The organism is Klebsiella sp. F11, from assembly GCF_056712265.1.
In genome coordinates this window covers 777,802-796,636 of the sequence record NZ_CM160060.1, presented here as the reverse complement: position 1 = coordinate 796,636, position 18,835 = coordinate 777,802, and the positions used below count along the sequence as shown (strand labels likewise).

18 protein-coding genes are annotated in these 18,835 nt (G+C 57.3%); 1 reads left to right on the top strand and 17 read right to left on the bottom strand.

Going from position 1 to position 18,835, the window contains the following annotated elements:
- Positions 1–12: 12 nt before the first annotated feature.
- From tssG to AC1M2H_RS03980, 11 genes are all read right to left on the bottom strand, one after another.
- Entirely contained in the window at positions 13–1,053 is a 1,041-nt protein-coding gene (gene tssG, locus AC1M2H_RS04030; RefSeq protein ID WP_480150389.1) for a type VI secretion system baseplate subunit TssG, read from the bottom strand.
- Positions 1,050–2,921 carry a type VI secretion system baseplate subunit TssF gene (tssF, locus tag AC1M2H_RS04025; RefSeq protein ID WP_480150388.1) on the bottom strand — a complete coding sequence of 624 codons (1,872 nt, stop codon included), beginning with the start codon at positions 2,919–2,921 and terminating at the stop codon, positions 1,050–1,052. Before tssF ends, tssG begins: the two co-directional genes overlap by 4 nt.
- 2 nt (positions 2,922–2,923) lie before the next feature.
- Positions 2,924–3,487, bottom strand: coding sequence for a type VI secretion system baseplate subunit TssE (tssE, locus tag AC1M2H_RS04020; RefSeq protein WP_480150387.1), 564 nt, complete (start codon positions 3,485–3,487; stop codon positions 2,924–2,926).
- Positions 3,480–4,292, bottom strand: coding sequence for a type VI secretion system accessory protein TagJ (locus AC1M2H_RS04015; protein WP_480150386.1), 813 nt, complete (start codon positions 4,290–4,292; stop codon positions 3,480–3,482). Before AC1M2H_RS04015 ends, tssE begins: the two co-directional genes overlap by 8 nt.
- Before the next feature lie 9 nt (positions 4,293–4,301).
- Positions 4,302–5,300, bottom strand: a complete 999-nt coding sequence (locus AC1M2H_RS04010) for a hypothetical protein (protein WP_480150385.1) — start codon at positions 5,298–5,300, stop codon at positions 4,302–4,304.
- Positions 5,301–5,316: 16 nt separating this feature from the next.
- Positions 5,317–6,114 carry a PP2C family protein-serine/threonine phosphatase gene (locus AC1M2H_RS04005; protein ID WP_014884226.1) on the bottom strand — a complete coding sequence of 266 codons (798 nt, stop codon included), beginning with the start codon at positions 6,112–6,114 and terminating at the stop codon, positions 5,317–5,319.
- Entirely contained in the window at positions 6,111–7,874 is a 1,764-nt protein-coding gene (tagH, locus tag AC1M2H_RS04000; protein ID WP_480150384.1) for a type VI secretion system-associated FHA domain protein TagH, read from the bottom strand. The genes AC1M2H_RS04005 and tagH overlap by 4 nt, the downstream gene beginning before the upstream one ends.
- Before the next feature lie 86 nt (positions 7,875–7,960).
- Complete coding sequence (locus AC1M2H_RS03995) at positions 7,961–8,314, bottom strand: T6SS amidase immunity protein Tai4 family protein (protein WP_480150383.1); 354 nt, start codon at positions 8,312–8,314, stop codon at positions 7,961–7,963.
- On the bottom strand, positions 8,311–8,802 hold the full coding sequence (locus AC1M2H_RS03990; RefSeq protein ID WP_480150382.1) for a type VI secretion system amidase effector protein Tae4: 492 nt from the start codon (positions 8,800–8,802) through the stop codon (positions 8,311–8,313). The genes AC1M2H_RS03995 and AC1M2H_RS03990 overlap by 4 nt, the downstream gene beginning before the upstream one ends.
- Before the next feature lie 79 nt (positions 8,803–8,881).
- On the bottom strand, positions 8,882–9,289 hold the full coding sequence (locus tag AC1M2H_RS03985) for a putative T6SS immunity periplasmic lipoprotein (RefSeq protein ID WP_480150381.1): 408 nt from the start codon (positions 9,287–9,289) through the stop codon (positions 8,882–8,884).
- A gap of 132 nt (positions 9,290–9,421) precedes the next feature.
- A complete protein-coding gene (locus AC1M2H_RS03980; RefSeq protein ID WP_480150380.1) occupies positions 9,422–9,904 on the bottom strand; it encodes an Hcp family type VI secretion system effector in 483 nt (160 codons plus the stop codon).
- A 272-nt stretch (positions 9,905–10,176) separates the two neighbouring features.
- Here AC1M2H_RS03980 and AC1M2H_RS03975 point away from each other — a divergent pair, with 272 nt between their 5' ends.
- Positions 10,177–10,392, top strand: a complete 216-nt coding sequence (locus AC1M2H_RS03975; RefSeq protein ID WP_480150379.1) for a hypothetical protein — start codon at positions 10,177–10,179, stop codon at positions 10,390–10,392.
- 193 nt (positions 10,393–10,585) lie between these two features.
- Here AC1M2H_RS03975 and AC1M2H_RS03970 read toward each other — a convergent pair whose 3' ends face one another.
- The 6 genes from AC1M2H_RS03970 to tssM form a co-directional block, all read right to left on the bottom strand.
- Positions 10,586–11,251 (bottom strand): hypothetical protein, encoded by a 666-nt coding sequence (locus AC1M2H_RS03970; protein WP_480150378.1) that lies wholly within the window; start codon positions 11,249–11,251, stop codon positions 10,586–10,588.
- 98 nt (positions 11,252–11,349) lie between these two features.
- The gene (gene tssC, locus AC1M2H_RS03965; RefSeq protein WP_480150377.1) at positions 11,350–12,849 is read right to left on the bottom strand and encodes a type VI secretion system contractile sheath large subunit; all 1,500 of its coding nucleotides are present in this window, start codon (positions 12,847–12,849) and stop codon (positions 11,350–11,352) included.
- A 3-nt stretch (positions 12,850–12,852) separates the two neighbouring features.
- The gene (gene tssB / locus AC1M2H_RS03960; protein ID WP_480150376.1) at positions 12,853–13,377 is read right to left on the bottom strand and encodes a type VI secretion system contractile sheath small subunit; all 525 of its coding nucleotides are present in this window, start codon (positions 13,375–13,377) and stop codon (positions 12,853–12,855) included.
- Positions 13,378–13,452: 75 nt separating this feature from the next.
- Positions 13,453–14,469: a type VI secretion system protein TssA gene (gene tssA / locus AC1M2H_RS03955; protein WP_480150375.1), complete on the bottom strand. Its 1,017-nt coding sequence runs from the start codon at positions 14,467–14,469 to the stop codon at positions 13,453–13,455.
- Positions 14,470–14,480: 11 nt separating this feature from the next.
- On the bottom strand, positions 14,481–15,197 hold the full coding sequence (tagF, locus tag AC1M2H_RS03950; RefSeq protein WP_480150374.1) for a type VI secretion system-associated protein TagF: 717 nt from the start codon (positions 15,195–15,197) through the stop codon (positions 14,481–14,483).
- Positions 15,198–15,213: 16 nt separating this feature from the next.
- Positions 15,214–18,834, bottom strand: coding sequence for a type VI secretion system membrane subunit TssM (gene tssM / locus AC1M2H_RS03945; protein WP_480150373.1), 3,621 nt, complete (start codon positions 18,832–18,834; stop codon positions 15,214–15,216).
- Position 18,835: the final 1 nt, after the last annotated feature.

The window sequence follows — 18,835 nt, the reverse complement described above, 5'->3', positions numbered from 1 at the left end:
TATACGGAAGGATTACCGCTCTGCGCGATACACCAGATCGCCACGCGGGACAGGCTGCGGCTGAAGGCCCAGCCAGGTGTTATAGCCTAATCGCCCGGCGCTGCCGAGCGTGGTGCCCTGCACCGCGTCTTCACGCAGGATCACCTGTGTTTCCCATTCAAACTCCACCCCGGCGTACTGACGCACCCAGTCGCGCAGCTCGGTGACCCACGCTTCACCCGGCAGAAAACGGTTGTACTCCTCCGCGCTCAGCGGGCCAATTTCGATGCGAAACTTATGCTGCACGTCGCGGACGGCGACGCCGAGAAAAGCGGACTCACCCATGCGCGGCATGCGCCGTCCTGCTCCCAGCTGCGCCTTCTCGCGCGTAGAAAGCGGCATCCACTGCGGCACGTTGCTCACCAGTTTGACCGGCGCTTTAAAATAGTTGCGCAGGATCTTCTCCAGCCCCTCCGGATCCCGCCCGTGACGGGTCAGGTGTCCGGCGTGGGTAAAGCGAGCATGCGCGCTCAGGCTGCCTTTGTTCATCTGGCCCGGCTGCCCCATGCCAATCAGCGACGCCAGGTAGCCCTCAAAGCGCCTGTTATCGGCGCGATCCAGAGAGACCGCCGGTTGCGCATCCGCCCAGGCGCGGTAAAACAGCAGCGCAAGGCGGTGGTGGAACAGATCGGCAAACGCGCTGAGGCTGGTGTCCTGATGATGATAAATACGCTCGCGGGCGTACTCGGTCATGTGGACCGGCAGCGGGCCGTTCGGGCCAAACAGGCCGAAGCTGAGGATAGACACCTCATGCAGCCCGTTTTCCTCCCGCTGACGTACCTGGGCCAGCGTCGACGGTGCAAAACTCATCGACGGCTGCTGGCCGATACGCAGCGGCTCAAATTTCGGCAGCGGCGCGCGTCCCAGCGGGTAACGCTCGCCGCCCTGGGCATCAATGCGCCTTAACAGCTGAAACAGATCGTAGCGCCAGGGCGTCTCACGGACCCCGCTCCAGAACGCATCCGACAACCTGGTCAGGCGATGTACGCGCAGCGGTGCAGCAGTGTCACTCATATCAGCGCCCTTTTACCCATGCGCGGCGCCCAGTAGCCAATCTCGCCGCGCTGCTGACTTTTCAGGGTGAACTCCGTAAAGCTGTTGATGGACACCAGACGGGCAAAGAGACGTTCCATCACGCTGCCGAAAAGCCACGAGCTGGCACCGGAAAAAGCTCGCTCATCGACAGTCAGGGTAATGCCGATCCCGCGGGCGAAAACGACCGGGCCTGGTTCAGGCACGCGGCGGTGAACCGGCTCCAGCACGCAGTGGCGTACCCCCTCCACCTGACGCGCAACGGGCGTTTCGGCCAGGTTGGCGTACAGCCCTAACAACTGGCGTAGCGCGGCTGCACCCTCTTCGTTTTCGCTGTCCATTAGGCTGAGGTAGTTCATCTGCAGTTGGCTGATGAGCCGCCAGGTGCTGAACCCTTCTGCCAGCGCCGGACGCGGTGGCGTCGGCCCTTTACGCAGGGTGAGGGATTTCACCGGCATGGAGTCGGCCATAATGAACTGCCCGAGCTCCTGCTGCAGCATCAGCGGCAGGTCGCGGCTGGTGCAGAGCACCTCGGCAGAGATATAGCGCAGGTTTTCCTGCCAGGGGGCATGCTGCTCGTCCACCAGCGAGACGAAAACCTCCGAGCCGATATAGCCGGTGCGGGTGCCGTAGCGCAGGGCGTGCTCGGACAGCACGCGCTGTTCGCAACGCAGGGAAAAATAGGCACCATAGTTGCCCGCATCGCCGCTCCATGTGCTCCAGAATGGACGAAACGTCTGGTCATCACGCTGACCGTCCGCGCTGCCATGGATTTTTTTGACCGCGTAAATTTCATAATCCAGCGGACGAATGTTATCGACCACCAGATGGTATTCATGCTGGCCTTCATTCAGCTTCTGACGCGCCGCGACCTTAGGGAACAGGTTGATGACCGGCGTACAGTGCAGCGCCAGATGGCTGGCATCGACCACCCGCTCCAGCTGTTGATCCGACTTATCCAGCAGAATGAAGATGTCGAAGGCTTTTTCGCCTTCACAGCGTTCGATAAGCGTGCTCAGACCGCTCAGGCTAATGAAGCGGAAGCGGGCCGGAAACGCGAAATACTCCTGCAGCAGGCGGTAGCCGTCAAAATTACGCAGATCGTCCGGAAGCAGCGCCTGGTCAGGCTCAAAGCCCTCCTGGCGCAGCGCGTCAGACGCCAGCAGCAGTCGCTGTGGCTGCGGGCTGACCGTCTGACAGACGATCCCGGCGTGGTGCTCCATTACCAGTTCCAGCAGCTTCAGCGCTTCAATATCCGGACCGCCGAGGAAGAATTCCAGACGGTCGAAATCCAGGTGCCCGAGGTTTTGCGGGCCGTCGCAGGCGATGCGGATCCGTAAGGCGCTGTTGATCCCCCGCTGGCTCAGCCCCAGTTGCGCCAGCGGCAGATCGGCGGGCACGCCGCCCAGCTCGACCTTGTCGATTTTCAGCGGCAGCAGGTTGACCTCGTGCGCCGTGGTATAGCTGCAGGTCACGCCGGTCTTCTTCAGCGCCAGGCTATCCATCATGGTACCGCGCGGCACAATGAAGCCCTTGCTCAGGTCGCCCCGGCTGCTGTCGGGTTCAATCTCCGCGATCGCCATCGACGGCGTGGGCGCGAGATAGTTAGGCGCAATCATCTCCAGCAGACGCTGGGAGAAGCGCGGAAACTCCGCGTCCATTTTCATCTGCACGCGGGAGGTCAGGAAGGCGAAGCCCTCCATCAGACGTTCGGTATACGGGTCCGCCACGTCGATGCCGCGCATACCCAGCCGCCCGGCGACCTTAGGGTAGCGTTCGGCGAATTCGGCCCCCATTTCGCGCAGGTAGGCCAGCTCACGGTTGTAATATTCGAGCAGTTTACTTTCCATGATCACCCCGCATCTTTCAGTTCAAAATGGCCGTTTTCCAGATCGACATCGGTACGAAACAGAAACTCCAGCGGGTATGGCACACACCACAGTCGCCCTTTGATCTCGATGGAGAGCACGTTGTGCAGATCCAGCGAGGAGGTATCCGACACGCAGCGGACCTGCAGCCCCTGCGGCAAAATGCGCGGCTCAAAATTGATGATCGCTTCGGTGAGCTTGCGCTGGATATCGTGCCATTCGATATCCGACATTCTCTTTCCGGCCAGCGGCGCGATGCCGAAGTTGACCACCGAGCGGTTCACGTGCGGCAAGGCGCTCAAATCGCCGGAGGCATCGTGGTTGATGGTGTTAAACAGCCACTGCAGATCCCGCAGCACATTGCGGCGCAGGGCGGCATGAGTGATCAGATTGCTGCTAGCCGACTCGCGTTTTTTTTCCGGGTCGTTATCGGTGAGACGATCCAGCAGCGAGGGCTGCATTTTATCGCGCGCCCCCACCTTCTCCTGCTTGCTACGGGCTTGCCAGCCGCTGCGCAGCAGATCGCCTTCGCCAGCGGGATTACTCATCAGCTTCATCCGTCGCAAACGTCACAAGGTTCAGGGAAAGCAGCGGGTATTCGCTTTGTTCGCTCAGCCACGCCTTCTGGCCCCGCCCTTCGTACAGCGTACCGTCAGCTTCGAGCGGCAACCATTCGGTCGTACGCCCGAGCATGACGGCATCTGAAGCGTCTTCAACAAACGGATAGCGCGCCGGGATCTGACACACCTGCTCCGTAGCGTCGGTAAGACGCACCAGCGCGTGACGCCAGACCAGATCGGTGACGCTGGCGGGTGCCTGGAAACGGATCTCGGCGATAGCGCTAAACGGCAGCCAGAAATAACGGCCGTTCACAAGGGTTTCGCACACCGGGCCGAGGCGGGCATCGCCGTCCATCAGCCAGTCAAACGCCTGCGTCTCATCGTTTTCGAGGATGATGCGGCCTGGGTTGGTCTGAGCCTGGTCAAGCGCGTCCAGACGCAGCGTCTGCGCGTGCGCGCTCTCTTCACACAGCGCCGCAGCAAGGGTTGTCAGCCACGGCCACTGGGTGTCAGGCATGGCCGGACGCGCTTGCCCCGCCATCACCTGCGCGCGCTGTAGCTCGCCCTGGATGGATTGCTCCAGCAGCGTAACGGTGGGCTTCGCCTGGGGCTTCAGCGCCACCCAGCTTTTCAGCTGGGTCAGGGCGCGCGTCCAGTTGCCGCTGAGGATCAGAAACTGTACAAATGCGGCGCGGAGATCGGCATCCGCCGGACGGACTTTGATATCGGCTTCCAGACGACGCAGCGCATCGCTGAGCGGCTCACCCGCCAGGTGTTGATAGAGCGTATTCATCGCCACTCCTTAGTTTGCCGCGCGCCATGCGCCCACTGCGGGATCGCGCAGCTGAGGACGCAGGGTATCAATCAGGACAATATTCAGCGAGGTACCCGGAGTCACCCACGCGTCCCAGGTCTGTTTGGCTTCGGCAATGCGCGCCTGCAGTTTGGCGTCATCACTGGCGATCTCGCGGGAAATCTCTACCGCCACCGTGCCGTTGCTTTTCCAGCTGTTCAGGGCGTTGTCGTAAGGCAGGATCATCCAGCTCTGATCGCTGTTTGGGGTGCTGAATACCATGCGCTCTTTGTTGACGGAGGTGATCAGCGCGTTTTCAGGGTCGGCGCTTTGATTCAGTCCGGTCACCGGGAAGCCATGGATGTAGGTCACCGCCATCTCTTTCTGTCCGCCGTTGCGGGACTGCGAAACAACGGTGTGTCCGCTCAGCCAGCTGCCGTTACCGCAGCGGGTGGTGTCAGAATCCGGAATAAAGAGCGCCGGAGCGGAAGCGCCACCTTCCCAGAAGGTGCGCAGGTGGCAGCCGTCCTGCAGGGTAAATTCCTGCCACAGCGTACGGTCGGCCGCGACAGTGCGGGATGCAGCGTTCTGGTCTGGCGGCAGTAACGAGCCTCTGGCTGGGGTTGCGGTGACGGTCGCAGCAGGCGCGGCCTGCTCCTGTTTCACCACCAGCGCCCAGTCCTGCGCTTTGCCTGCCGTGCCCTGCGCTAGCGTCGTTCCCGCCGGGTCGTTGAGCGTCCAGCTGAGTTTATTCACTTTGCTGCACTGGTGTTCCAGCAGTGCGCCAAGGCGCGGCACAAAGTTCTCCAGCACGGAAACGTCTTTCTTGCCGTTCGCCACAATACGCAGCGCCACCTCAGGCTTACACCAGCTCTGCGGAGTGTTGTCTTTGATGTTGTCGATCCAGATATCCAGCTTCTGCGCAGGAGACTGCACGATGCGGAAATTTTCAGCCTGAGCGGTGGAGGTCGCCGCCAGAAGTGCCAAACCCGATAGCCAAAGTTTCATATCGTTCCTTGTGTGTCTAATCAGTTCCGCAGGGAAGAAATTGTGCTGCGTCAGAGAGGGTGTGCAGCAAAGTGGTGTCCTGAGGGTTGCCCATCCATACCGCCAGGGCAGTATAGTTATCCTGAGCATTCCCCTCCTGTTCGCCATTCTTTTGAATGATTTGGTTCATTAAGGTCAGCCACTCCTGCGGCGTATTGACCATATGCAGCGACTGCTTCATTTGCTCTTCGCTGACGCCATGCCAGAACCCGTCGGTGCACAGTAAAAAGGCATCGCCGTCTTCCACCTGCACCACGTCGCTGTAGCTTGCTTCCGGCCCGCCGTTTTCAATCCCCAGCGCCAGATAGAGCAGGTTGCTGTTCAGGTTGTCGGTCTGGTGCCCGGCATCTTTCATCTGCTGCACCAGGCTGTGGTCGGTGGTCACATGCCACAGCCATCCCCGGCGAAACAGGTACAGGCGGCTGTCTCCGGCATGCGCCCAGTAGGCCAGCCCGTAATCACGGTCAATGAACAGACTGACCAGCGTCGTGCCCATCCGGCGATAGTCCTGCACGGCCTGCTGTTCGCTGAGGATCGTACGATTCGCCGTCTGCACGTAGTCGCGGATATGCTGCGCGTTAAGATGTTTGTCGCCATCGAAGCGGGAGATAATGCTGTTGCGGGCCAGCTCTGCAGCCACCTCACCGCCCGGGAGGCCCGCGATTCCGTCGCAGACGACAAAGCAGGCTGAACGTTCCCCTATGGTTTCTCCCGTCTGATCCTGGTTGCTGGCGCGCGTCCCCTGGCGGGAGAGAGAAGCCGTTGCGATATTCATTTGTCTTCCGATCCGCTCTGTGAGTCTTTGTACTGATTTACCTCCATGTCATACGCATGAAGGAAGGCCTCGCCGAACAGGGTGTGGAAGTCATCCTCAATCTCGCCAGCCGTCTCGCTATAGCTGCGCACAAAATAGTCCCACAGGGCGGCTTTGCGGCTGCCCGGCAGCGCCAGACGAGAGGTCATCCCGTTCTGCTTCGCCTGCTCTTCCAGCTGTTCCGGATTAAAGGACTGCAGCATCGCGGCGATAATGGCGCGGATACCGGAGATCATGCCCAGCTGGTGCGCCTGCAGATCGATCAGCGCGTCGCGCACGGATTTTGTCGGCGGCATAAAGCCCGGCATCGGGGTGCCGAACATCTGGATCAGCACGGTTTTGCCGGTCGGCAACAGCTTGAACGGGTTGTTGGCATCGTCCAGCACCATGGTCATATCGGCTTTCACGCCGCGCTTGAGGATGGAGCGCGAGGAAAGCAGCGCCACGGTTCCCTGAGAGAACATGCCGAGGATCTGCCCCAGCTGACGCATGTTTTCCCGGTCAAACTGCGGGACGGGCTGCATTTCGCTCAGACCCATGCCTTCCAGCAGCGCCTCCAGCAGCTCGCCCTGCAACACTTCGCCCTTCTCACCGCTGTTCGCCGTAGCGGTTGGGGCGGCGGCGTTATTGACCGGGTCGATGCGCAGGCGGCCTCTCGGGGTCTGAGCGCTGCTGCGCGCAACGGCCTGTGGCGTTGGCATAGTAAAGCCTGCGTAATCCGGTCGCGCGGGTTCTTCTTCAGCACGCGGTTCTTCCTGCGGTTCAGGGGAGAACAGCGGAGAATCGGCCAGCACGTCCTCTTCCTGCTCAGGTTCCGGCACTGGCTCAGGCTTTTCGTCAATAATGTCATCCGGATGGGTCAATAGCGCGCCGCCCATCAGCCCGAGCGGGTCGTCATTGCGCGCGACTGGCGCGCTGGCCTTACCGCCAAACAGGGCCAGCGGATCGAGCTCATCCGTCGCCTCTTCTTCTGGCTTCACAGGGCTCGTCTCGCCCGGCTGCAGCAGGGTTGACGGGGTGACGTCGTCAAAAATACTCTCTTTTTTGAACAACGCTTCATCGCTGAACAGCGTGTCCGGGTCAACGTTCTTCCGCTCAAGCTTCGGTTCGCTGTCGTTGAACATCGCCAGCGGATCTTCGGCGTTACGCTCCGGGGCCGCAGGCTGGGAGAACGGATCGTGCGATGCAGCAGGCTGCGGTTTTGTGCGGTTGCTGGAGATGCTGTCGGAGATGGAGAACTCCTGCATCAGGCTATCCCAGATCTCCGTTGGCACGGCGGTCGGCTCGGCCTTCCCGCGCGGTGCGGCACTCGCCGGTTTCGGTTGTGGAGCGGGCGCGGGGGCGGCTGTCGGACGCGACTGCTGATGCATGCTGGCCGCCATATGGCTCACGGGCTGGGTATCGTGGATCAGTTCGGTGACTTCGATACGGTAGTCATCAATACCGAGAATGTCGCCATCCTGCAGTTCAACCTGACGCCCTCGCTCCAGCGGAATGTCATTTAATACCACGCGGGTGACACTGCCACGGTTGGTCACGCGGCATTCACCCTGGGCGTCCACGTGAACAATGGCCTGCAGACGAGAGATGGTGCGGTCATTATCCGGCAATACCAGATTGTTATCCGTACCGCGCCCAATGGTGCCGCCCGGGGCGTAAAAATCACAGCTGCTTTGCGGCGGCTGATGACCGGGTTTCGTAGAAATAATCGTGAATCGCATGGCGTATTCCTGCTGGTATGATTAGCGCTCAAACGCTGCCGCTCTCGGGACGAGAACGGCGGCGTTTGGGGCCGATTCCATCTGTTCTATTCTGGCGTTTTGAGCAGACGAATCGCGTCGCTATTGGCGATTAAGTTGCACTTCAGTACCTGATAATGACCCGGCTCAGTACCGCCTACTTTCTCTTTCAGTAAAGAAACAATCACCTTGTCGGCTTTTTCAAAATTCTCAGCTGGGAGATTGCTTGCTTCGAGCCAGGCGGCAGCACTGGCCTCTGCATCAGCTTTCAGGGCTTTGCTGTCCGCAATCTTACCGATACACCGGTTTTGCACCCAGTTTTCAAAAATTTGTTGCTGAGAAAAAGCGCTGATATCAGGCAGCGTTTGGGCATAAACAACAGAGGCATTTAATGCCAACACGAGCAGCAGTAAAAGTTTCATTTCAGGCTCCAGAATGTTGCGTTGGTAGGAATAAACGAACCATTTCCCGGAGAACCAAGGAAATGACAGTCATCCGAGCAAATATTTCCATTCCAGAGTGTTACATGCCCGGTTGCATCGCTCCAGCCGTGACCGGTAAAGATGATAATACCTTGCTTGCCAGCAAATTGGGCAGGCGTTGGGGAAGAGACTGACATATCTGCATTGCCCAGTACCGTGGGTAGAAATGCAATCATATCTTTAACGCGGAACATATAGCGCTTTTTGTCGTTTCCGGTCACTGTCGCATATTTACTGTTAGAAGGAATCGGAATACCACAGTAATTTAAAACGTAACTCATACGTATTGGGCAGGCGTTTTTAAAAATACCGGCGTTGATATTATGCTGAACTTTTCCACCCAATAACTTGCCAACCTGCTCTACGTTTACGTTCACTTCTCTGAATCGGTTCCAGGCGGCGCCAAAAGCAGGACGCATATGAGACATCAAGTTCTCCTTGGTAAGATGCTCAGGATGGGGCTGTCGCTCTCGGGGCGAGAACGGCGGTGTTTGGGGTTAACACATTCTATTCAGTCTGCGTAAGCTTAAACTGGCCTGAAGGACCTTCTTGTAAGGTGAAACGGGCCGCATAGCAAATAGAATCGTTTTTCCCTGACACTTTCAGGGCAACATCATATTCTCCGGCTTGCCACGCAATCCCCTTCCACTGGCGACACTGTTGGGTCGTTAATGTCACCTCAGGGCTAAACGTTGACGGCGGCGATATCGCTTTCCATTCATTTCCCGCGCGTTTCATTATGGTGGGCGAATGGCTGATGACAGGCGCGTCTAACCCGGCATTAGCGGGAATAGCAAAGCAGGGTTCGTTGTTCTTTAGCGTAACCGAAAGCGACTGATATTGTGCCGGATGAGATACACAGGCACTCACCGTTAACATGACCGCCAACACACCGAATAGCTGTTTCATAACCATACCCGCCAATCCTTAGGGTTTTTGAAATTCGCTAATAGTGAGAGGACGGGCGCCTCCTTCCTGCAAGCTTGCCATGCTATCTTCCTTCCCGGTTGATAATGACCGGGGAAAACTCCCCGGCCACATTCGCAATTACGATTCTTTGTTCTCTTTGATGTTCCAGCCAGCGCTACTTTCAGCACCTTTACCACCAGACGTGGTCTGCTCCCAGTACTGCTGTTTCACTTTCGCAGCCTGGAATGCGTAGGTCACACCAACGGTATCGCCGTTGTCTGCACCGGTGTACTGAACAGAAGTGACCAGCACATCTTCCAGCGTGATGCGGGAGTATTCCACCTGCTGGCCGCCGGCTTTACAGACGGACAGCTCAACTTTAGTCAGGTGTTTACCGCTGGCGCAGTGTTTCAGGATAGCTGTGGTGGATTTGTCGATCAGCGCGTTAACGTGCAGGTCGTTAAAGTTGACTTTACCGGCACCGCCTCCACCGCCAACGCTCATATTACCTGGCTGGGAAGCGCCCCAGGAGAAGGAGGTAATATCAGTCCAGCCGGTGTGGTTAGAATCTTTAGATTCGCCCGTAACACCCTCGACCTTCAGAAACATATCAATAGCCATAATATCTACTCTTCGTGGATGAACAATATTGCTTTCGAAAAAGCACTTATATGGCAAACAGGAAAGCATGGGGCTGAATAAAACCATCCATATTTTACCTCTGCCTCTAGTCTGACGAATTCGAACTTCGTACAGACTCTTCAGAGTGCCTGCAATTGCAACCACCCTAAATTTTGTAAGTCACACTTCATGGTAACTAAGCGCTAGACAATCATTCGCTGTATCATCTAGAATATTTTCAATCGTCTATCATTGGTCTAAGGCAACAGAACATGAAGAAAATATTGTTATTAATACTTACCGTTATATTTTTGATTATCGCAACTTTCACAACTGTAGATCTTTTTCAATCAGCCTGGTATGTATTTTCATTAGAAAAAATCGCTACAATTTCTGCAGGCTTACTTTTTGGGAAATTAGTTTTCCTGCTGGTCAGCCTTTTGGCATTTTACTTCTCGCTAAAGTTCTTGCGTAAATCAAAGCCTTGACTTTAATTTTTCCGCAAAATAGTAAATAGCGATAGATGCAACTAAAAGAATGATTAATAGAGCTGCATTTATCGTTATTTCTAAGGTAGTTAGCGACCAATCAAAAACAAAAATATAATAGCCAAGAGTTGAGAAAAAAAGCATAAATGAAACAATAAGCATGAGATAGACTATAACGTACTTTGATGCTCTTTCAAACACGAGTAGCTCCTGCTAAAAATTGGCTAAAAATCTCTTTATCTATAGCACCATGACTCTGTTGGAAATTTATAGCTTCAATAAATGGTTTAACATTATCTTCAACGAGAAAATATAATAAATCTAAATCACCCGCACCACGCAACTCATAGTAAACATTTTTGTTTAATTTTAACAGATCGTATGAGGTATAAACTGAGCGAGAAATTGAAGCTCCCACACTTAATACACCAGTAAGTCCTGCAGAAACAAGAAATCGCGGAACAATTTTTGAAACGAATAACGTAATTAATTCATTTACGAAAACCATTTTAAAGGCTATACCACCTACTTGCGCCCCACCCACTTTTAGGAGGAGTTCCTTAGATTGCTCTTCAGATAAACCAGACAGATAACGGTTGACCACTGTATTGATTAACCGACGCACATCTTCTGATGTAAGCCCTTTTTTGATTAGCGTTAACAACCTAATTTTATCTGTTTCATTTCGCCACCGATGGTCTGTATCCAGAAAATCTTTGGTTAACATCCATAAGTCTTCTGGGATTGACATAAAACCATCGACCGCGCTGCGAGCGAAAATTTCTGGGCCACTTTGTTTACGCGTATCAAAAATCTTCAACATGCCATCTGCAATTTCTTTTGGTGAACTCGTTCCCAATGTTGATTCCTCCTGAAGTTAATGAATGTTGATGGTTTTCTATATGAATTATGCCAATGTAGTTTACTTTGCCGACCCTCTTGGGCCGGCACTCATTATCACGAGTCTTTCGTCTTCAGCGACGGCAGTTTAGATACCAGACGCAAAGAAACGGTCAGACCTTCCAGCTGGTAGTGCGGACGCAGGAAGAACTTCGCGGCGTAGTAGCCCGGGTTGTCTTCAATCTCCTGCACCTGCACTTCCGCAGCCGCCAGCGGTTTGCGGGACTTGGTCTCCTGAGAGGAGTTCGCCGGGTCACCGTCCACGTAGTTCATTACCCAGTCGTTCAGCCAGCGCTCCATCTCTTCGCGCTCGCGGAAGGAGCCGATTTTGTCGCGCACGATGCACTTCAGGTAGTGGGCAAAACGGCAGCAGGCGAACAGGTACGGAAGGCGAGAGGCCAGACGCGCGTTAGCGGTCGCATCCGGATCGTGGTACTCCGCCGGTTTTTGCAGCGACTGCGCGCCGATGAAGGCGGCAAAGTCGGAGTTTTTGCGGTGAACTAGCGGCATAAAGCCGTTTTTCGCCAGCTCGGCTTCACGACGATCGCTGATGGCGATCTCGGTTGGGCATTTCATGTCCACACCGCCGTCATCGCTCGGGAAGGTGTGGCACGGCAGGTTTTCCACCGCCCCGCCGGACTCCACGCCGCGAATCGAGGTGCACCAGCCGTACTCTTTGAAAGAGCGGTTGATGTTGGCGGCCATCGCATACGCGGCGTTCGCCCAGGAGTAGCTGTTGTGGTTCGCGCCGTCGGTCTGCTCTTCAAAGTCAAAGCTGTCGACCGGATTGGTGCGAATGCCGTACGGCAGGCGCGACAGGAAGCGCGGCATCACCAGACCCAGATAGCGGGCATCTTCTGATTCACGCAGTGAACGCCAGGCCGCGTATTCGGTGTTCTGGAAGATCTTGGTCAGGTCGCGCGGGTTAGCCAGCTCCTGCCAGGATTCCATCTGCATCACGCCCGGTGCGGTACCGGTGATAAACGGACAGTGCGCCGCAGAGCCGATGCGCGCCATTTCACCCAGCAGCTCAACGTCCTGCGGGCTGTGGTCGAAGTAGTAGTCGCCCACGATGCAGCCAAACGGCTCGCCGCCGAACTGACCGTACTCCTGCTCGTAGATTTTCTTGAAGATCGGGCTCTGGTCCCAGCCCACGCCCTTGAAGCGCTTCAGGGTGCGACCCAGCTCCTGCTTGGAGATGCTCATAAAGCGGATCTTCAGCATCTCGTCAGTTTCAGTGTTGTTCACCAGGTAGCTCAGACCGCGCCAGGCGCTCTCCAGCTTCTGAAACTCTTCGTGGTGAATGATCTGGTTCACCTGCTGTGACAGCTGCTCGTCGATACCGGCAATCAGATTCTGAATGGTGCGGTAGGTGTCGTTGGAGAAAGTGACGGTATTTTCCAGCGCCTGCTGCGCCAGGGTTTTGACCGCGCTTTCTACGGCTGAGCGGGCCTGATCGGTTTTCGGGCGGAACTCTTTGTTCAGCAGCACGCTGAATTCATCCTGGCTGAACGCCTGACCCGCCTGCTGCTCATGTTGTTGAGTCTGGTTACTCATCGATTATTCCTCGCTACCTTTCGCGCTTTCGTCATTTTTCGGCAACTGGCTCAGGGATTTGAGCAGCGTCGGATCCTGCAGAATTTTAGCGATCAGCTCTTCCGCACCGTTTTTGCCGTCCATATAGGTCAGCAGGTTGGAGAGCTGGGTACGCGCTTCCAGCAGCTTGTTCAGCGGCTCAACCTTGCGGGCCACCGCATCCGGCAGGAAGTCGTCCATGCTGTCGAAGGTCAGATCCACGTTGAGCTTACCTTCTCCGGTCAGGGTGTTATCCACCTGGAACGCCACACGCGGCTTCAGCGCCTTCATGCGTTCGTCAAAGTTGTCGATGTCGATTTCGAGGAATTTACGCTCGTCGACGGCCGGCAGATTTTCAACCGGTTTGCCGACCAGATCGGACATAACGCCCATCACAAACGGCAGCTGAATCTTACGTTCTGCACCGTAGATCTCTACGTCGTACTCGATCTGGACGCGGGGGGCACGGTTACGTGCGATGAATTTCTGCCCACTGTTACTCATTGCCATGATGTTCTCCATCAAAGATGCGCGGTGAAGGTGAAACGGCAGGCTCCATGCCTGTCGTCATAATGCCTGGACGCGCTATTCGCGGCGCCCAAAGATGTTTTCCAGTTGGTTAACGCCGTCTGGCGCCAGGTCGCGAATAATGTCCATAAAGTTAAGTTCTGACAGTCGCTGCACCCGTTCAATCATCAGCGGTGCGGGGTGGCTCGGTTCGTACTGCGCAAAATACTGCTTCGCTTTTTCCAGCATCAGCTGCGCGTCGGCGCGGCTGGTGACCTGCACGCTTCGCCAGTCGGTAACCGGCTGAACGGGTTGCGTTGCCGCCGATTGCTGCTCGGCCTGTGGTTCTGCCTGCGCTTCACGGTTCGGCAGCAGCTTGCTGATGTCGGTCACCTGACAGGCGCTGGCCACCAGCCCCACGGTTTTAAGCAGATGTTCCATCTCAGGCACGCCGCTTTCACCGAGATGCCCGGTGAGCAACTCGCGAATCGCCAGCAGACGTTCGTTAATGACGATAACCGCTGCGGTTCCCGGCTGGTCGCCGCGGGCCAGCTCGTCAATCAGCCGTGGACGCCCACCGGGATAGTCCGGACATTCCGTCTTGCTGCCATCCAGCAGGGCCTGGGCATCCCGGAGCGAAATTTCATCGCTGTTTGAACGCAGAAGCGAGGCGTTTCGCACGGCGACGGTCAAGTCAGATTTATCGCTCAGCCCGGCCAAGGCGTTAATGCGATAGAACGGATCGGTTTCGCCATACTCTTCCAGCAGCGGATAGAGCGTCTCCCAGTAACGGGCGATCGCCTCCTGCACCAGCAATAATCCGTCCGCGTAGCCCGTAAGCCCACGGCGGCGCGTCCAGGCATGGGTTAACGCCAGCAGGACGCGAAGATCTTTGGTGCGGGTCAGAAGACTGGTGGCGAATTTTTCTACCGTATTCCAGTCAGCAGGCTCTGCCGGGATAATGGTGTCGCCAAACTGCTGTTCCGCTTTCCCCTGACTGGCCTGATTCATGATCTGGAAGTCGGCGTCGTACTCCAGGTTTTCGCCGCAGGGCTTGTCGGGGCTTATTGGCGCGAGAAATTCTTCGATATTCATGAGATTCCTGCTTATTCAAACATGGGCGGATAGAGACCGTGACGCCCCGGACGGGCGCCCCCTGCCGGGTCGAACAGTAAGGTGAAAAGCTGCCCGGTAAAGTTACCGCTGTGCACGTGGGTGTATAGCGGGTAACCGTCGCAGCGGTTGGTCCACCAGTAGCTGGTCTGACGCAGCGGATCAAAGCACTCCGCCGCCTGAGGCCAGCCCAGCGTGCTCTGGCCGTCCTCGTCATAGCCAATCACATCCAGGATGTCGGAGCGCTTTTGCGGTTCGACCGGCTGCGGCACCGGAATGGTCATCAGTATCTCATCCAGCTGCGAGGCGGAAAAACTGTTGCGCACCGCGTGCAACCCCAGGCGCCCAATCTGCTGGTACCAGCTTTCGGCCTGGCTGAGCAGGCTGATCGACCACTCTGACGGGGCGAAGCTCAGCTGAAGGCAAACCGGATACTGTCGGCCAACGCTGTCGCGGCCGGGCAGCAGACAGCCCATCTGGATCATCTGGCTGCCCAGCATGGGTGGTACCACATAATTCCAGACTGGCGCTTTCCGGAACTGGCGCTCGCCGCTGCGCTGCTCTTCCTGCTGCCAGGCCAACAGACCGACCTGAAACCAGTGTGACCACTGGCGCTGTAAAGTGTCAGGAAAGCGACGCTGCAAAAAATCTCCGGCGCTGGGTAACTTGCCATACCAGCTGTAGCGGTTCATCGCAGGGGTATTCGTCATACGGCTGTCCTTGCGGTTATGGGCATGAGAAACGGGGAAGCTGGAACGGGTTACGAATACTGTTTGGCGCAAACTCCAGCGTGACCTGATGTCCGTCGACGTTGAAGGTGGCCTGACGGCTCAGGCTACCCGCGCCCGGGCTGGTGCTCGCTTTATCGAAGAAGCGGTTGAGCGCCCAGGCGCCGTTGGTGACCAGCGTCGCCGTGCTGCCGTTCGCCAGCCCCAGCTGCATGCGTACCTGGTTGGTGCCGCCCGGCCCCGGCCAGCTCATGATCTGCACGGCCTGCGGACCGTGGCTGTAGCGCAGCAGCTGACCGTCAACGTCAAGCGTCAGGTTCAGAATGGTGTTATCCATTCGCACGGTGCGAACCGTCACCTTGAAGGACGGCGTCGTTGCGCCATTAGCAAAGAAGGCGTCGCGAATCGACTGGGCCTGCTGGAACGGTCTCAGCAGCCCTTCACTTCCCGGCAGCGTTTTCCCGTCGATGCCCGGCATAAAGCGCCAGTTGGCCTGCGTGGTGTCCACTTTATTGGTCAGATTGTCGCGGAAGAAAGCATCCATTAGCCCGGTTCCCGGCGCAAACATGCGCGCGAGATCGTCAGGGGTGACCTCGGTGCTGGCGCTGCGCACCAGCGGGTAGCGACCGGCAATCGCCTGGCGGCAAAATCCGCCCACTTCAACGTTAATTCGCTTACGTACGTTTTCCAGGTCACGACGTTGGGTATCGCTGCTGGCGCCAACCGCCATGTTGCTGAACATGGTTTGCAGCCCGCCCGGCAGACGACCGGCGCTGGCCTGCAGACGGCTGATCACCTCACCGCCCGGTGCTGGCATCCCGCTGTTGGCCGCGTCCTGGACGGCGGTCAGGTAGCGATAGAGTTCATCCACCTGCTTGAGAAAATCATCAAACACGATGGTCTTCCCACCCTTCTCCAGCGGCTGCGCCAGCTCAATCATCGGCGCATAGTGGTCGGTGACCAGTTGTTCCGGCGCCTGGGTGACCACGGCGGCCTGGGTCGGCGCTGCGTCATTGTTGCTGAACAGGGCTTCCAGCGTACGGGTCGCACGGTTGCTCTGCGCCTGCACTTTACCTGCATCTTCTGGCGCTGGCGCATTGCGTGACAGCGTCAGGACCTGGCTCAGGTTCTGCACCAGACGGCGCAGCGGCGAATTGGCGCCGGAGAGCAGGCGCGCGGTGTTGATGCGCTGGGAAAGGTCGGCGCTGTTATTGAGCTGAATGTCGGCGAGGAAGCGATCCCAGTTAGCGATAAAGTCGCGCATGTAGAGCTGACGCACGGCGTTGTCGATCTGCTGTTTATCCTCCTGCGCCATCGCGGCCCCCAGCACCCAGGCGTCGTCCTCGTGCAGGGCGGTGGTGACGCTGTCAATCTGGCCGTTAAAGCTTTTCCAGTAGCCGTCCGGCGTATACAGACCCGGTACGCCTTCGCTCACCGGCTTGCCGCTTTTACGCGAAAACACCAGCTCGCTCTGCGGTCCGCCGAGGTCGGAAAGGGAGACCGGCTTCAGGTTGTCATCATGTTCCAGCAGGCGCTTGAGACGACCGTATACGCGCGTGGAGAGCGGCTGCTGGTTGATCATCGCTCTTTCGCGAGCAACCAGAGATTCATCCTGTGCGTACGGCGAGGCCTGAATCTTCGGCTCCAGCAGCTGCGTCAGGTGCCATTCAAGCTGCTGCAGCTGTGCCTTCGTGACGTTCTGCGGCAGGTTACGCTGCAGATTGAGCATCACCCACGAATGCAGGAATTTGCCGTCATAGTGCTTCGGCTGATACAGCATCTGATAGGCTTTCAACGCTTCATAGCTGTATTCCACATCGCTGCCGTTGTCGTTGCGAAGCCAGGTAGTGATGTGCATGGCGACGGCAGGGAGCAGCATCTGATCCAGCGCTTTCTGGTACAAAGACTGCGCGGCATCGCTGACGTCATCCCCACGATAGAGCCCCATACGGCGGGATACAGGCGGATCGTTCACATCAAACGCGTCGCTTTTCGGCAGGTCGACCAGACCATTCAGCAGCGGCAGCAGATCGAACAGGTCACGCTGCGGCTGGTTCTGTAACGCTTTGTTCTGCTGGTCCAGCATCGGCACCTTCGCATCCACCTCTGCCAGATAAGTTTTGTTTTTGGCATAGCTGGTCAGCCACAGACCGCCGAGGATCACCAGCAGGGCCAGCAGTGCCGCGTAGCCGGACCAGATCACCGCCCGGTTGCGCAACTCCCACCAGCGGTTTTCGCCCGCGATCCCGGCTTCCTGGAAAATGACGTTTTGCAGGAGGTTCTTAATGAAGAAACTCTGACCTTTAGCACCCGGAATAGGCGCTTCTTTGCTGACCGAATCCCAGTTATCCGCCTCGCCCCCTTCCGGCAGCGACAGCGCGCGGTTCAGTTCACCCATCACGCGGTCGAACGGCAAGCCTTCCTGAGTCCCGCTGGCGAAGTAGATCCCGCGCGGAGAGAACTCGGTTTCGAAGTTGGAGCGGGCAAAGACAGTGCTCAGGTAGTCTGCCAGCAGCGGACGCAGCGCGGCGAACTCCTGCGGGAAGAGATACGCTTCTGCGCGGGTTTTCGCGTCATGCTCTTTCAGCATGGTTTCCGGTTGCCCGGCATCGAGGCGCTGCTGTAGCAGAGAAAACTCCTGCTGGAAGTTGCCCATCAGGTCGTAATCGGCGTGTTTGGTTTGCTCCCACGGCAGGGTAAAGCCCCAGATCTGGTCGCGCTGCGCTTTATCGTAGTCGGCAAACCAGGCGCGGAAGCCTTTAAGCAGGTCGGCCTTGGTCACCATCACGTACACCGGGAAGCGGATACCCAGCTGTTCATGCAGCTCGGACAGACGCTGACGCAGGTTCACCGCCTGCTGGCGGGACGCTTCGGCAGACTGAGTGAGCAGGTCAGAAATGCTGATGGTGATGATGACGCCGTTGATCGGCTGGCGACGGCGATACTTACGCAGTAACCCCATGAACTCCAGCCATTCGCCGGCGTCCTGCACCTGCTCGCTCTCCTGGGTGGTATAGCGGCCCGCGGTGTCCAGCAGCACCGCCTGATTGGTGAACCACCAGTCGCAGTTACGCGTGCCGCCAATGCCCCGCAGCGCGGTCTTACCGAAACGATCGGCCAGCGGGAACTGAAGCCCGGAATTGACCAGCGCCGTGGTTTTACCGGAGCCCGGCGCGCCGATAATGACGTACCACGGCAGCTGATAGAGATATTGCGTGCTGAAGCGCTGCGTCCACTGGGCACCCTGGCCCGCTTTGCTAAAGTGCGCTTTTTTCAGCATCTGCGCGGCTTCATCAAAACGGCTGGCGAGGATCTGCGCCTCGCTGTTCAGTCGCTTCTGCGGATCCGCCGCTTCAGGGCTGGCAGTGTTCTCTTTGAGCTTGTCCATCAGCTTGCGGTTCAGCCAGGCGTTGTACAGGCGCGGCAGAATGTGGCCCTGTGCCCAGAGCAGATAGACCACGGCAATGCTGATAATACGGTTCTGTTCAGACTCAAGCGGTCGGGTGTCCACGATGGACAACAGGGGACCAATCATCCAGATCACCGCCGCCAGCGCCGTGACGCCGAGGAAGCTCCACAGAATGCGGTTGGTCAAAATGGAAAGAAGTGTAGTCAGCATT

Bases quoted from the DNA above. Each gene is read 5' to 3' on its own strand.
- AC1M2H_RS03985 (WP_480150381.1), bottom strand. From the start codon at position 9,289: ATGGTTATGAAACAGCTATTCGGTGTGTTGGCGGTCATGTTAACGGTG.
- AC1M2H_RS03990 (WP_480150382.1), bottom strand. From the start codon at position 8,802: ATGTCTCATATGCGTCCTGCTTTTGGCGCCGCCTGGAACCGATTCAGA.
- AC1M2H_RS04010 (WP_480150385.1), bottom strand. From the start codon at position 5,300: ATGAAACTTTGGCTATCGGGTTTGGCACTTCTGGCGGCGACCTCCACC.
- AC1M2H_RS03995 (WP_480150383.1), bottom strand. From the start codon at position 8,314: ATGAAACTTTTACTGCTGCTCGTGTTGGCATTAAATGCCTCTGTTGTT.
- tagF (WP_480150374.1), bottom strand. From the start codon at position 15,197: ATGACGAATACCCCTGCGATGAACCGCTACAGCTGGTATGGCAAGTTA.
- tssM (WP_480150373.1), bottom strand. From the start codon at position 18,834: ATGCTGACTACACTTCTTTCCATTTTGACCAACCGCATTCTGTGGAGC.
- AC1M2H_RS04005 (WP_014884226.1), bottom strand. From the start codon at position 6,114: ATGAATATCGCAACGGCTTCTCTCTCCCGCCAGGGGACGCGCGCCAGC.
- tssA (WP_480150375.1), bottom strand. From the start codon at position 14,469: ATGAATATCGAAGAATTTCTCGCGCCAATAAGCCCCGACAAGCCCTGC.
- AC1M2H_RS03980 (WP_480150380.1), bottom strand. From the start codon at position 9,904: ATGGCTATTGATATGTTTCTGAAGGTCGAGGGTGTTACGGGCGAATCT.
- tssG (WP_480150389.1), bottom strand. From the start codon at position 1,053: ATGAGTGACACTGCTGCACCGCTGCGCGTACATCGCCTGACCAGGTTG.
- tssE (WP_480150387.1), bottom strand. From the start codon at position 3,487: ATGAGTAATCCCGCTGGCGAAGGCGATCTGCTGCGCAGCGGCTGGCAA.
- tagH (WP_480150384.1), bottom strand. From the start codon at position 7,874: ATGCGATTCACGATTATTTCTACGAAACCCGGTCATCAGCCGCCGCAA.
- tssB (WP_480150376.1), bottom strand. From the start codon at position 13,377: ATGGCAATGAGTAACAGTGGGCAGAAATTCATCGCACGTAACCGTGCC.
- AC1M2H_RS03975 (WP_480150379.1), top strand. From the start codon at position 10,177: ATGAAGAAAATATTGTTATTAATACTTACCGTTATATTTTTGATTATC.
- tssF (WP_480150388.1), bottom strand. From the start codon at position 2,921: ATGGAAAGTAAACTGCTCGAATATTACAACCGTGAGCTGGCCTACCTG.
- AC1M2H_RS04015 (WP_480150386.1), bottom strand. From the start codon at position 4,292: ATGAATACGCTCTATCAACACCTGGCGGGTGAGCCGCTCAGCGATGCG.
- tssC (WP_480150377.1), bottom strand. From the start codon at position 12,849: ATGAGTAACCAGACTCAACAACATGAGCAGCAGGCGGGTCAGGCGTTC.